This is a genomic window from Paenibacillus massiliensis 2301065 = DSM 16942 (assembly GCF_000377505.1).
In the GTDB taxonomy this organism is placed as follows: Bacteria; Bacillota; Bacilli; order Paenibacillales; family Paenibacillaceae; genus Paenibacillus; species Paenibacillus massiliensis.
This window is the reverse complement of the sequence record NZ_KB898185.1, coordinates 484,988-499,176: the sequence shown is the minus strand read 5'-3', so window position 1 is coordinate 499,176 and position 14,189 is coordinate 484,988. Positions and strand designations below refer to the sequence as shown.

Annotated in this window: 13 protein-coding genes; all 13 read left to right on the top strand. The window is 49.0% G+C overall.

All coding sequences use genetic code 11. The annotated features are described in order from the left end of the window. Positions 1-273 precede the first annotated feature (273 nt). The 13 genes from recA to D328_RS0102165 all read left to right on the top strand — a co-directional run bounded on the left by recA (position 274) and on the right by D328_RS0102165 (position 14,067). Entirely contained in the window at positions 274-1,335 is a 1,062-nt protein-coding gene (recA, locus tag D328_RS0102225) for a recombinase RecA (RefSeq protein ID WP_018883315.1), read from the top strand. A 182-nt stretch (positions 1,336-1,517) separates the two neighbouring features. Beyond that, positions 1,518-2,348: a regulatory protein RecX gene (locus tag D328_RS0102220; RefSeq protein ID WP_018883314.1), complete on the top strand. Its 831-nt coding sequence runs from the start codon at positions 1,518-1,520 to the stop codon at positions 2,346-2,348. A 335-nt stretch (positions 2,349-2,683) separates the two neighbouring features. Continuing rightward, positions 2,684-4,231 (top strand): ribonuclease Y, encoded by a 1,548-nt coding sequence (rny, locus tag D328_RS0102215; protein WP_018883313.1) that lies wholly within the window; start codon positions 2,684-2,686, stop codon positions 4,229-4,231. Between the two features lie 221 nt (positions 4,232-4,452). Continuing rightward, the gene (locus tag D328_RS0102210; RefSeq protein WP_018883312.1) at positions 4,453-5,286 is read left to right on the top strand and encodes a TIGR00282 family metallophosphoesterase; all 834 of its coding nucleotides are present in this window, start codon (positions 4,453-4,455) and stop codon (positions 5,284-5,286) included. A 123-nt stretch (positions 5,287-5,409) separates the two neighbouring features. After that, positions 5,410-5,670, top strand: coding sequence for a stage V sporulation protein S (locus tag D328_RS0102205; RefSeq protein WP_006286829.1), 261 nt, complete (start codon positions 5,410-5,412; stop codon positions 5,668-5,670). Between the two features lie 96 nt (positions 5,671-5,766). Beyond that, positions 5,767-6,801 (top strand): dipeptidase, encoded by a 1,035-nt coding sequence (locus D328_RS0102200; protein WP_018883311.1) that lies wholly within the window; start codon positions 5,767-5,769, stop codon positions 6,799-6,801. Positions 6,802-7,076: 275 nt separating this feature from the next. Continuing rightward, positions 7,077-7,649, top strand: a complete 573-nt coding sequence (gene pduL, locus D328_RS0102195) for a phosphate propanoyltransferase (protein WP_018883310.1) — start codon at positions 7,077-7,079, stop codon at positions 7,647-7,649. 694 nt (positions 7,650-8,343) lie between these two features. Beyond that, on the top strand, positions 8,344-9,891 hold the full coding sequence (gene miaB, locus D328_RS0102190; protein WP_018883309.1) for a tRNA (N6-isopentenyl adenosine(37)-C2)-methylthiotransferase MiaB: 1,548 nt from the start codon (positions 8,344-8,346) through the stop codon (positions 9,889-9,891). 73 nt (positions 9,892-9,964) lie between these two features. Beyond that, positions 9,965-10,423 (top strand): RicAFT regulatory complex protein RicA family protein, encoded by a 459-nt coding sequence (locus tag D328_RS0102185; protein WP_018883308.1) that lies wholly within the window; start codon positions 9,965-9,967, stop codon positions 10,421-10,423. Positions 10,424-10,538: 115 nt separating this feature from the next. Next, entirely contained in the window at positions 10,539-10,961 is a 423-nt protein-coding gene (locus D328_RS0102180; RefSeq protein ID WP_018883307.1) for a PaaI family thioesterase, read from the top strand. 46 nt (positions 10,962-11,007) lie between these two features. After that, the gene (locus D328_RS0102175; RefSeq protein ID WP_025679808.1) at positions 11,008-11,814 is read left to right on the top strand and encodes an NUDIX domain-containing protein; all 807 of its coding nucleotides are present in this window, start codon (positions 11,008-11,010) and stop codon (positions 11,812-11,814) included. 23 nt (positions 11,815-11,837) lie between these two features. Next, positions 11,838-12,398: a cysteine hydrolase family protein gene (locus D328_RS0102170; protein ID WP_018883305.1), complete on the top strand. Its 561-nt coding sequence runs from the start codon at positions 11,838-11,840 to the stop codon at positions 12,396-12,398. 211 nt (positions 12,399-12,609) lie between these two features. Next, complete coding sequence (locus tag D328_RS0102165) at positions 12,610-14,067, top strand: nicotinate phosphoribosyltransferase (protein ID WP_018883304.1); 1,458 nt, start codon at positions 12,610-12,612, stop codon at positions 14,065-14,067. Positions 14,068-14,189 lie beyond the last annotated feature (122 nt).

The following is a 14,189-nucleotide window of genomic DNA, read 5'->3' as shown; positions in this document are numbered from 1 at the left end:
GCAGCTGGGCACGAGAGATGGGGATAGGTGACCTATTTTGCCAGTGCTGGGCCGTTGTTTTGGAGGCAGGACAATGCTATAATGGAGAAAGACGGAAGAACCGTGGTCAAATGGCCGACGGTTCTTTTGCTGTTTTGGGACGTAAAAAAACGAATGTATGTTCGAAAAAATGCTTGGCAAACGTCTCCAAACGAGGTATGATGTATGTATAAATAGAGCGTTGGGCTGAGTGAAGTCACGAGGCAAACGCTGACCATGAAGGATGTGAGCTAATTGTCAGATCGTCGTGCTGCGCTGGATATGGCGCTCCGTCAGATAGAAAAGCAATTTGGTAAAGGTTCAATCATGAAGCTCGGAGAATCTACCCACATGCAGGTGGAAACTGTTCCCAGTGGATCGATTGCATTAGATATCGCTCTGGGAACTGGCGGGTTCCCAAGAGGACGGATTATTGAAATATATGGACCGGAATCTTCAGGTAAGACGACGGTTGCTCTTCATGCGATTGCTGAGGTGCAGAGAACGGGTGGACAAGCTGCTTTTATTGATGCAGAGCATGCACTTGACCCTTCATATGCTAGCAAGCTGGGCGTGAACATTGATGAGTTGCTGTTGTCCCAGCCTGACACTGGTGAGCAGGCACTGGAAATTGCTGAAGCGCTGGTACGCAGTGGTGCTGTAGATATCATTGTTGTAGACTCCGTTGCTGCACTCGTTCCAAAGGCTGAAATTGAAGGGGAGATGGGAGACTCTCACGTGGGTCTTCAGGCCCGTCTGATGTCCCAAGCGCTACGTAAGTTGTCTGGTGCTATCAACAAGTCCAAGACCATTGCGATCTTCATTAACCAGTTGCGTGAGAAGGTAGGCGTTATGTTCGGTAATCCGGAGACAACTCCAGGTGGACGTGCTTTGAAGTTCTACTCGACTGTACGTCTAGATGTGCGTCGTATTGAGAGCTTGAAAATGGGCAATGACATCGTGGGTAACCGCACTCGTATTAAAGTAGTGAAGAACAAGGTTGCTCCTCCTTTCAAGCAAGCTGAGGTAGATATTATGTATGGAGAAGGGATCTCCAAGGAAGGCAGCTTGATTGACATGGGCACGGAGCATGACATTGTCGACAAGAGCGGTGCCTGGTACTCGTACGAAGGTGAGCGTCTTGGACAAGGCCGTGAGAATGCGAAACAGTTCTTGAAAGAGAACCCTGCTATCGCAGATACTATTGAGCAAAAGATCCGCGCAGTCAGCAATCTGGTTACAACCGTTGCACCTCCTTCCGCAGAGCAGGCTGCTAAGGAAGCGAAGGAAGAGCAGGAACTGCTGGAGCTTGAATAGTGTTTCCCTTTACTACCTAAGCACTATCTAGTATTATCCAATATTATCCAGTCGCCAAAGAACTTAAATGAATCTTAATATGATGATCATTATGCCCTGCATGATATTGCAGGGCATTATTTTATCTGTAGACTGCTTTTCTGGCAAAGTAGGGGAACGGATGGAAGTGAGGAGCTTAATTCATGAACTGGAAGAGAACCAACCGATATGGAGCGGGACGAAATCCTGGTAGAAATAACGATACCAGCAAGGACGGAATGGAAGGTGACGAGCTAGAGGAATTGGAAGCGAGTTACAATTCTACGCCAACTACGAACTTAATCGGTATATCCTACTTGCCTGAAGGGGTGACATTGGAGATCACACGTGTAGAGCCTGGCAAACGGCGGGATCGAGGACGGTACATGATCCATTTTGGTCAGCATATTCTGTCTGTACTGGAAGATGTCATGATCAAATACCGTATGACCAAGGGCGCTACATTCACCAAGGCCGATCTGGAGGAAATTGTACTCGCGGATGAGAAGCAGCAGGCCTACATTCATGCACTTCGGACACTGGCACACAAGCCTCGAACTCAAATGGAGATCACCCAGCGTTTGTTACAAAAGGATATCGCTCCCGACATTATTGAAGAGATCCTGATACGGCTTGGCAACGAAAAGCTGATTGATGATGAGCTATATGCCAGACAGTGGGTGCAGCAACGCATTTCGCAGCAGTACAAAGGCAAGCTATGGGTGCGGCAGGAGCTACAGCAAAAGGGAATTGCGAAGCACACCATTGCAGAGGCGCTAGCCGAGGTCGAGGATGAGCTGGAGCTGGACAGTGCTTTGGCAGCCGGTATGAAGAAATGGAAGCAGACTCGTGGTGAATTGCGGGACAGAAGGAACAAGACGTATGCTTATCTACTGCGGCGTGGGTTTTCCGGTGAAATGGTGAGGGGAGTGCTCAAGCAAATATTGGAGCATGAAGAAGCCAGCCTTGATGAGGATGAGTATGATGGAGTATGACGAGTCTATGCTTTTGGCTGAGTCTATAAATCATTGACATGTGATTCAATATGTCATTCTCTTGACAATGACAATTGCCAAATAATAAAATGGACATGAATCTGTACTGCCAGATGATCGCTTTTTCCTTCCAAAAAAGTGACACGACGGTCTGATTCACTGCTATTCATAAGTGATGCCGCTGGAGCGGTCCTGTACAAGTGGACATCTGTACACATGTACATCTGAAATGAAACGGCATGCTGCCGTTATTCTTGCTTAATGATTGATGAGCAAAACTGACAACTGCAAATCCCAAGGAATGCCTTGGAGGAACCAACGAGGAGGTGAACAGTATGGATCCTACTACGATCTTGTCGATCATTCTCGTTGTAGCCGCATTATTCTTTGGGTTCGTGATCGGTTATTTTATTCGGAAATCTCTTGCAGAAGCTAAGATTTCCAGTGCAGAACACGCTGCCGCTCAAATTGTAGAAAACGCTAAAAAAGAGGCAGAGGCACTGAAAAAAGAAACGGTACTGGAAGCGAAGGACGAAGTCCACCGCATCCGTAACGAGGCTGAAAAAGAAACTCGTGAACGTCGGAATGAAATTCAACGGCAGGAACGACGATTGCTGCAAAAGGAAGAGTCACTGGATAAAAAAATAGAATCGCTGGAACGTAAAGAAGAACAAGTGGCTAACAAAGAGAAACGAATTGATGAAACCCAGCAACAAATTGAATCGATCTACAAGAGTCAGGTTACGGAACTGGAGCGTATCTCCAATCTGACTATGGAAGATGCAAGAAGTATTATCCTCTCTAATGTAGAGCAGGAGGTTCGACACGAGACGGCTCAGATGATCAAGGATATCGAGCAACAGGCGAAGGAGGAAGCGGATAAGAAATCCCGTGAAATCATTACGCTAGCGATCCAACGCTGTGCCGCCGATCACGTGGCTGAGACTACGGTATCTGTAGTAACTCTGCCTAACGAGGAAATGAAGGGCCGGATTATTGGACGTGAAGGTCGTAATATCCGTGCACTGGAGACCCTGACAGGGATTGATCTCATTATCGATGATACACCGGAAGCTGTTATCTTGTCCGGCTTCGATCCGATCCGTCGTGAAATCGCTCGTACTGCTCTAGAGAAGCTAGTGGCAGATGGCCGAATTCACCCAGCACGGATTGAAGAGATGGTAGAGAAATCCCGTCGCGAAGTAGATGAGCGTATCCGTGAATATGGAGAGCAAGCTACCTTTGAAGTGGGCGTACACGGTCTGCACCCGGATCTCATCAAGATACTGGGTCGACTCAAATTCCGTACCAGCTATGGTCAAAATGTACTGAAGCATTCCATGGAAGTTGCTTATCTGGCTGGACTCATGGCCGGAGAACTGGGTGAAGATGTAGTTTTGGCACGGCGCGCAGGCTTGCTGCATGACATTGGTAAAGCGCTGGATCATGAAGTGGAAGGATCACACGTCGAAATTGGCGTGGAGCTGGCGAAGAAATACAAGGAGCATCCTGTTGTCATTAACAGTATTGCTTCTCACCACGGCGATTGCGAGGCGACCTCTGTAATTGCAATGCTGGTAGGAGCTGCAGATGCATTATCAGCAGCTAGACCGGGAGCTCGCAGAGAGACGCTGGAGACTTACATCAAGCGTCTGGAAAAGCTGGAAGCGATATCGGAATCCTTCGAGGGTGTAGAGAAATCCTATGCGATTCAAGCCGGACGCGAAATTCGTGTCATGGTGCAGCCTGAGAAGATTGATGATGCAGATGCTTTCCGCTTGGCACGCGATATTACCAAAACGATCGAGAATGAGCTTGATTATCCTGGACACATCAAGGTAACTGTCATTAGGGAGACGCGAGCTGTCGAGTATGCGAAGTAGATTTACCGCTTAGGTATATCGGTTGTGCATACACAATAGAATGATCAATGAAAAGTGGCCACCTGCGAAGGGGCCATTTTTCATTCAGTTTATAGAATGCCGTAAGACTTAAGAAAGCATAGGAGCCATTTGGAAACCAAGTTAATTCATACAATATGATGATAAGGCTTGACCTGATGTACAAACGAGCAGCCTTTTTGTAATATCGGGTAGAGTGTATTATGCTAAAGGTAGAGCACGGTAATTTAGGAGGAATTCATATCAAGGTTTTATTTATTGGCGATATTGTCGGGAGTGTCGGCAGAAAAGCTATACAGCACAATCTGCCAGAGCTCAAGCGTAAGCATAACCCCCACATCATCATTGCAAATGGAGAAAATGCAGCTTCGGGTAGAGGAATTACGGCTCCGATCGTAAAAGACCTGTTTGATCTGGGCGTGCATGGCATTACAATGGGGAATCATACGTGGGATAACAAAGAAATTTTCGATTTCATTGATGATGAGCCGCGTATGATTCGTCCAGCGAATTTTCCGCCAGATACTCCGGGACGTGGACATACCATCATCAAGGCCAACGGTAAGGAGCTGGGTATCGTCAATTTGCAAGGGAGAACCTTTCTCCCCCCGATCGATTGTCCATTCCGGGCTGCGGATGATATTGTCGACAGCATGCGCAAGAAGGTGAAGCATATTCTGGTGGACTTCCATGCGGAAGCAACCTCCGAGAAGATCGCTATGGGCTGGCACTTGGACGGTAGAGCCTCTATCGTCGTTGGAACTCATACCCATGTTCAGAGTAATGATGACATCATTCTGCCGCAAGGCACGGCTTACATGACGGATGTAGGCATGGTAGGACCTCGGGAAGGCATACTTGGTATGGAACGAGAGGCTGTCCTGCGGAAGTTCAAGACGCAGCTTCCTGTTCGGTTCCAGGTGGATACGGGCAAGTGGCACTTCCATGCGGTTGTCGTCGAGCTGAATGATCAGACGGGCCGGGCAGAACGAATCCAGAAGATTCGGCTGCGTGAGGACGAATGGACAATGGAGTAAGCTTCAATTGTTGAGATTTGAAATAATAATATTACCAAAAAGCAGGAATTTTTTGCCCATCCTCGAATAACATCTACTAGTGGAGAATCAAGCCATTACTTATTCCCAGGGGAGGTACTTACTATGGAAGTATTAAAAGTATCAGCAAAATCCAATCCCAATTCTGTTGCCGGCGCTTTGGCCGGAGTTCTGCGTGAACGCGGAGCAGCTGAATTGCAGGCGATTGGAGCAGGTGCATTGAACCAAGCTATCAAAGCTGTAGCCATTGCCCGGGGATTTGTAGCGCCAAGCGGCGTGGATTTGATTTGCATTCCAGCTTTCACGGATATTGTTATTGACGGAGAGGACCGCACAGCTATTAAGCTGATTGTGGAGCCCAGGTGAGGGATAAAAGATAGAGTGCTTAAATAGCATAGACCTGTTTACATTCGGTAAACGGGTCTTTTTGCATTTCTTGCATTAGAGGACAGGAGGGATAAAATGACGTCAGTGCAACCGAACTGGCCTGTAATCGACTTCCATTGTGACGTACTATACAAAATGCATCTGGGGCAAGCGCTGAGCTTCGAGGATCCGGCGCTGGATGTGACGCGTAGCCGAATGAAGGAGGGAGGAGTATGCCTGCAGACCTTCGCGATCTTCATTCCGCAGCAAGTCGGCAGCCCGCGATTCGAGCATATTGTGAGACAGGTAGAGCTGTTTCGCGAACATATTGCTTATCCGGAGGGTGGGCTCAGCACGCTGAAGTGGCGAGAGGAGGCAGAGCGGTTGTCCAGGCAAGCCGACATTGCATCAGAGAAGGCTGAGCCGATGCTGCAGAAAATAGTCGTGGAAGGCCCAGCGTGGGGTCTCTTGTCACTGGAAGGGGCTGACGCACTGGAGGGGAACCTGGAATATATCCGCTTGAGCTATGAGCTGGGTATTCGTCTCATCGGAATCACCTGGAATTATGCCAATTGGGCAGGTGATGGTGTGCTGGAGCAGCGTAATGCTGGATTGACTAACAAGGGGCGGGAAATGATCCGGTACTGTAATAAGCTGGGGATGTTGCTGGATGTGTCACATCTGAGCGAGTCCGGCTTTTGGGAGGTCATGGAGCAAAGTGATACACCGCCGGTGGCCTCTCATTCGAACGCACGGCATGTGCAGGATCATGTAAGGAACCTGCTTGATGAGCAAATTCGTGCCCTGATTGCGAGAGATGGACGTATTGGGCTTGTGTTCTATCCGCCATTCGTAAAGGATGGGGCAGATGTACGTGCTGAGGATTTGTTGCCGCATATCGAGCATATATGTTCATTAGGGGGAGCTGGACAGATTATGCTAGGCTCGGACTTTGACGGGATGGACCAGCATGTCCATGGACTGTCGCATCCGGGAGATTATCCAGCTTGGGCAGGGCTGTTGCTCAAGCACTACCCGGAGGGTCTCGTTCGTGGCTGGCTCGCTGGCAATGCTCTTGGATATCTGGCCAAGCATTTACCTCAAGCACCGATATCGAGCGCGAAGGTGTGAGAAATGTGGGATGTGGCCGATGCCATGTCGGTCCATGCCAGTGTGCTGCAATGTATTTTAATCTGTGTATTACGGGTATGATCGTCTAAGTATGAAATGATGTTTGGTGTTCAATGGTCAGGTCAGCAGATTAAGCTATGGTGACTGCCATTTTAACGCGTTGTTTTCGACATTTTTACGAACATCCGACAGGAAGGTTTTCATTCCCTTACAAATAGGAGTATAATGGTCCATGACGCATAAGCGTGTATAGAGAAGAAGGAGTGACCTTTACGATGAGCAAAATCGTACCAGTCGGCGTATCCGCACGTCATATTCACCTGACTCAAGAGCATATCGAGGCTCTGTTCGGAGCAGGATATCAACTCACAGAATTCAAACCATTGTCCCAACCAGGACAATTTGCAGCTAATGAAACTGTAGCTGTAATTGGCTCAAAGGGTTCCTTCGAGAAGGTTCGTATTTTGGGACCAGCACGTCCAGCTTCCCAGCTTGAAATTTCCCGTACAGATTCCTTTGCGATCGGTGTAAAAGCGCCTGTCCGTGAATCGGGTAAGATTGACGGCACACCAGGGGTCAAAGTAAAAGGACCTGCTGGAGAAGTAGATCTGGAGGAGGGCGTAATCATTGCTGCTCGCCATATCCATTTCCATACTTCAGATGCAGAGAATTGGGGCATTCAAGACAAGCAGCTGTTGAAGGTACGTTTTAACGGTGAGCGTGGTGTAGTATTCGAGAATGTCATTGCTCGTGTATCCCCTGATTTTGCATTGGACATGCACATTGATACAGATGAGGCGAATGCAGCAGGCATTAACAACGGTGATACTGCTGAGATCGTAGAATAATAATTAAATGAACCATGCTCACTGTCATTTGTACTGGTGAGCTGCCTGCGGAGAGAAGCCGCAGGTGTACTAAGGGGCGATTCCGCAAGCTTGAGCTTGTCGGGATCGCCCCTTGGTACTATAGATACATATTAGAAAGAAACGTATATTCGATAAGTGTAATTACACCCACATGATCTCGGATTAACCCAATAACGGAATCGCAGGGTATGCGGGATTACAGGATTCCACAGTAGAGTTTCTCTATGGTACCCTATCTGATTCCCGGGAGCGCATTGCAGGGTTGTTAGAACATGTCTACCGGTTAGGAGAATACAGCTAGCTTAGGCTGCAGCCGTCATCCAAAGGTATCGTTGGGGGCGGCTTTTTCACGGTTCAAGTATGGAATTCCATCTGAGGCTACCTTATCTGAGGCCTACATTAATAGTACAAAAGTACAGATGAAGCCTGTGTATTAAAATGCAGAGTGAAAAGTATGTAGGAGGTAAGATGAGTGCAGTGGAAAGAGAGCTGGTATTACTGGATAAAGAGAGCTGGTATTACTGTATAAAGCTTCGTTTATGCGGGCATTCATGGAATAGTCAAGGGGTTTGTGCTATAATTTTTGATTAGAGCTTTATTGTAGTCAATACGATCGTGGTCTTCGAATATAGGCTAAAAAAGGTACCCTGAAAGAAAAGGAAGTGAGATATCTATGTCTGACAATACGAAGGACTATTCCAAATATTTTGATTTCTCCGATGCCAAGGTCATCAGTGAGACTGACGGCAAAACAACCTATCGAATCAAGGGACGTAACATACAGATCAATGCCACACCCAATCATAGAGATGAGAAAAAGCGGGGCAAGGAGGATGTTCGGGTCCTGTATGAGAATGCAGTGCCTGATGAACTGAAGCACCTCGGTAAGGATAAGCATTATCTGGTCTATACTTATGGATGTCAGATGAATGAGCATGATACAGAGACGATCAAGGGTCTCTTGGAGCAAATGGGCTATCGACCAACCGAGGATCGCAAGCTTGCCGACATTATTCTGCTGAATACTTGTGCTATTCGTGAGAATGCAGAGGATAAGGTATTCGGAGAGCTGGGACATCTGAAGCATCTGAAGCTGGAAAAGCCAGATATGCTGTTGGGCGTCTGTGGCTGCATGTCGCAGGAGGAGAACGTTGTGAATCGTATTCTTCAGAAGCATGCCTTCGTGGACATGATCTTCGGTACACATAACATCCACCGTCTGCCGCAGTTGATCAAGGACTCCTTATTTAGCAAGGAAATGGTCGTAGAGGTATGGTCGAAGGAAGGCGATATCATCGAGAACCTGCCCAAGAAGCGGGAAGGCATGCGGGCATGGGTGAATATCATGTACGGCTGCGACAAGTTCTGCACGTATTGCATTGTACCATTTACACGGGGGAAAGAGCGAAGTCGTCGCCCCGAGGATGTCATTGCGGAGGTGCGGGAGCTGGCCCGTCAAGGCTTCAAGGAAATTACGTTGCTTGGTCAAAATGTCAATGCCTACGGTAAGGATTTTACAGATATGGCATACACCTTCGGGGATCTGATGGATGATATGCGTAAGATCAATATTCCGCGCATTCGTTTTATGACGTCGCATCCGCGAGACTTCGACGATCATCTGATCCATGTCCTTGCTAAAGGCGGTAATCTGGTGGAGCATATCCATCTGCCTGTGCAGTCTGGCAGCAGTGCCGTACTGAAGAAGATGAGCCGCAAATACACTAGAGAACATTATCTGGAGCTGGCGTACAAAATCAAACAGGCTATACCGAATGTCGTTCTGACCACAGACATCATTGTGGGCTTCCCCGGGGAGACAGATGAGCAATTCGAGGATACACTGTCACTGGTACGAGAGGTCGGATATGACATGGCATATACGTATATTTATTCTCCACGTGAGGGTACGCCTGCGGCGATCATGGAGGATAATGTACCGATGGAGATCAAGAAGGAACGCCTGCAGCGCCTGAACGATACCATCAAGGAATATAGCAAGGATAGCAATGACAAGATGCGGGGGCAGATCGTAGAGGTACTGGTCGAAGGCGAGAGCAAAAATAATGCACAGGTTCTGGCAGGCCGGACACGCACGAATAAGCTGGTGCATTTTGAAGGAGCCGCCGATCTGATCGGTACCTTCGTACAAGTGGAGATTACAGATGCACTGACTTGGTACATCAAGGGTAATCTTGTAGCAACACCTGTAGCGCAATAATGGTGTCTACCAGCAGGTCTAAGCATTTCAGCAGAACAATATTAGCTTATACATCGTAAAGGAGCGATCGACTGTGTCAGAAGAACGGTTGGAGCATGGGGCGAAAGAGCCTCATCAGAACTCAAACGGCCAGGCGCACCCTGTCGTTCGTGAAGATATATTGAAAAAGGCTGGGGAGATTGCACGCTTGCTGCAGAGCAGCGAGGAGGTCCAGCATTTCCGTCAGGCCGAAGAGAAGGTGCAGAAGCATCCACAGATTCAGCAGCTGATCTCTGCCATGAAGAAGAAACAAAAGGAGATTGTTGCCTTTGAATCACTGCGGAATCAGACGATGGTCGCCAAGATCGAACAGGAGCTGGAGGAGCTACAGGAGCAATTGGACAACATTCCGATCGTGACAGAGTTCCAGCAGAGTCAGGTCGAGATTAATGATATTCTACAATCGGTGATGTCGGCCATTCGGGATACGGTATCCGAGAAGGTCCATGTTGAGACGGGGAGCGAAGCTCCTCCATCCAGCTGCGGCGATTAAAGGATAGAGCGGTACAAGTAACAGGCAAGTGCGGAAGCGAGGCTGCTTCCGTACTTTTTTTGGACTCAGGTTGTGTGCAAAATGGACTAATTAGCAAGAGAAGGGGGTTTCCGACATGGAAGAGGTTCTAAGCAACATGATTGAAGATGGAGATCACCGGTTTTGGGGTCTGCTTGGCTGTGAATTTCTTGGGTATGACGGTGAACGTGTGCGTCTGGCCATGAAGGCTGGGCTCCAGCATACGAATTCGATGGGCATCATTCATGGAGGTGTACTGACATCCTTGATGGATCAGGCGATGGGGATGGCAGCACTTGCCCTGCGTCCACAGGGGGCCTGTGTAACGACCAATCTGAATGTTCATTTTCTCTCTGCCATGAAGGAGGGCGAGCTCATTATAACGGCTCGTGTCGTGCATGAAGGGGGACGGACACTAACAACGGAAGCAGAGATCAGGGACAGTGCCGATACCGTGGGAGCCATTGCTACAGCTACTTTCCGGTCCATCCCAAAGAGTAGGTTGCAGGAGAAGGGTTGACTTTTCCTGTAATCTTGTCATAATGAAAATATCAAAATGATATAATATGGTGATGAGAATGAGTTCAAATAAGAATCATGATCATGAACAGAGACAGAAGGATGCTTACGATGTAAAGAAATACCGTACACCTGACGGAGCGCCTGCCGATATCGTCATGTTTACGTTAACGAAGCGTGAGCGCAAGACGGTAACCAAGACCTTGCCGCTACGTGAGCTGAAGGTGATGCTGATCAAGCGTCGTCGCTGGCCCTATGAAGGTGGATGGGCTTTACCAGGGGGGTTCTGTCAGGAGGAGGAATCCATGTATGATGCGGCCAAGCGTGAGCTGATGGAGGAGACTGGGGTCGACGGCGGTCATCTGGAGTACCTTGGAGTGTACAGTAAGCCTGGCCGTGATCCACGCGGATGGATTATATCACATGCCTTCTTTGCGCTTGTAGAGGAATGGATGCTGGAGGAGCGGCAGGCTGCAGATGATGCATCCGAGGTTGGACTGTTCACGGTGCAGGAAGCTCTGGAGGAGCTGGAGCTTGCCTTCGACCACAAGGAGATTATCACAGACGCTTATCGCCAGATTCAGATGCAGATGCTGCAGACGACGATAGCGAAGCAATTTTTGCCGCCACACTTCACGCTAGGTGAGCTATATCAGGTTATTCAGACGGTTGTGCCTGACTTTGAGGAACCGAATTTTATCCGCAAAATAACGTCTACACGCAGCAGGCAGGGGATTCTGGAGGAGGTTCGGGATGAGTCCGGAACACCTCTTAGCTCGAATCAGTATTCGCAGCGGCCTGCACAGCTATATCGTTTTAGTGACCGCATTCCGCGTTTGTCGATCTATACCTGAGATATCGTAAAGGAGATGGGAGTATGAAGGCTCTGATTGTCATTGACTACACTCAAGATTTTGTAACCGGAAGCCTGCCCGTCGGCCAGCCAGCCGTCGACCTGAATGAGCGTATTGCTGCTGTGACCCGGGCTTTCGTGGCGCAAGGGGATTTCGTCGTCATGGCGGTAGACCTGCATGAGCGAGAGGATGCCTATCATCCGGAAACGACACTGTTCCCGCCTCATAATGTTCGTGGGACGGCAGGTCGTGAGCTGTATGGCGAGCTGGCGACGGTGTACATGGAACTGGGGCACGGTATCTATTGGATGGACAAAACAAGGTACAGCGCCTTCAGTGGCACGAATCTGGAGCTGAAGCTGCGTGAGCGGGGCATTACAGAGGTGCATCTGGTTGGCGTGTGCACAGACATCTGTGTGCTGCATACAGCGGTAGATGCCTACAATAAGGGCTTTGCCATCACCATATACGAGGATGCGGTCGCCAGCTTTAATGAGGCGGGGCACCAGTGGGCGCTCGGACACTTCAGTAGTAGCTTGGGGGCTAAGGTAGAGCGCGCTGAGGATACTGTACTGGCAACATAATCTTCACGGTGTAGCTGGTTATACGACGTACCATTATACGTAGTATAAAGGCTTACTGGGACGGTTACATCACAAGGCTCTAAGTGGCTATCGACATACAGCAATAAACGAGTGGAACCGCAATGTGGCTCCACTCCTACAGACTCAGGTTCATGGTTCATGGTTCATGGTGAACGGATGCCGAAGCGGCATGGCAGAAAGGATGATTACGATGCAAAGTAGTCTCGCGCTACATACGGACAAATACCAGATTAATATGATGTATGCCCATTGGGCGAATGGAACGCACCAACGCAAGGCGGTGTTCGAGGCCTACTTTCGGAAGCTTCCTTTCGGTAACGGCTATGCTGTGTTCGCAGGTCTGGAACGAATTGTGAATTATATTGCGAGCCTTCGATTTGAAGAGCAGGATATTCAGTATTTGGCCAAGCAGGAGGAGAACTATGATCCCCGCTTTCTGGAGGAGCTACGTCATTTCTCATTCCGCGGCGATCTGTACTCAATGAAGGAAGGGGCATTGGTGTTCCCCAATGAGCCGCTTGTCCGGGTAGAAGGGACGATCATGGAGGCACAGCTGGTGGAGACCGCATTGCTTAACTTCATGAACTATCAGACCCTCATCGCGACCAAGGCTTCTCGCATTAAGCAAGTGGCCAAAGGGGATATCCTGCTTGAGTTCGGTACTCGCAGAGCGCAGGAGGCAGATGCGGCAGTATGGGGAGCACGCGCAGCCTACATTGCTGGATTCGACGCGACCTCCAACATGCTGGCGGGTGAACGGTTCGGCATCCCGACCAAAGGTACGCACGCGCATTCCTGGGTACAGACTTTTATGTCCGAGCAGGAGGCATTCGACATCTATGCCAAGGTGTTGCCAGATCAGGTGACTCTGCTGGTCGATACGTTCGATACACTGGAAAGCGGCATCCCGCATGCGATTCAGACAGCCAAATGGCTGGAGTCGCAGGGCAAGCGGATGAATGCGATTCGTCTGGACAGCGGCGACTTAGCATATTTGTCCATTCAGGCACGCGAGATGCTGGATGCTGCTGGTCTGGATTATGTGCAGATTGTCGCTTCGAATGATCTGGACGAGAATACGATCTTTAACCTGAAGGCTCAGGGAGCCCGCATTGATACCTGGGGTGTGGGCACTCAGCTCATTACCGCTTCAGACCAGCCGTCTCTAGGAGGCGTATATAAGCTGGTAGAGCGAGAGGTTGAAGGTGTGATGGTGCCGACGATCAAAATCTCCAGCAACCCGGAGAAGGTATCAACCCCAGGCAAGAAGGAAGTATACCGGATCGTCGATCCGAAGCAGAAGAAGGCGATCGCTGATTATATCTTTTTCCCGGATGAGGAGCGCCCTCGTAACGGCAAACGACTCAAGCTGTTCAATCCTGTGCATTCTTACCTTAAGAAATATGTAGAGCATTATGAGGCGATTCCTATGTTGGAGCCGATCTTCGTAGAAGGCGAGCAGGTATATGAGCTGCCATCTCTGGAGGGAATTCGTGATTACCATCGTGAGCAGCTACAACTTTTCTGGCCGCAGTATTTGCGGAAGCTGAATCCTGAGATTTACCGGGTCAATCTGAGTGAGAAGATCTGGGAGATGAAGCAGAAGATGATTGACAGCTATATGTCCACAGAGAACGACGAGCATTAGGGTATTGATAGGCATTGAACATGAATCGAGTATGATAGCACAAGATAAGGGCCTGCTCCGCATGAAATGGGGCAGGCCCTTATTTGCATCAATGGCTAGTTCCTCATGTATGCTTGTGTGTA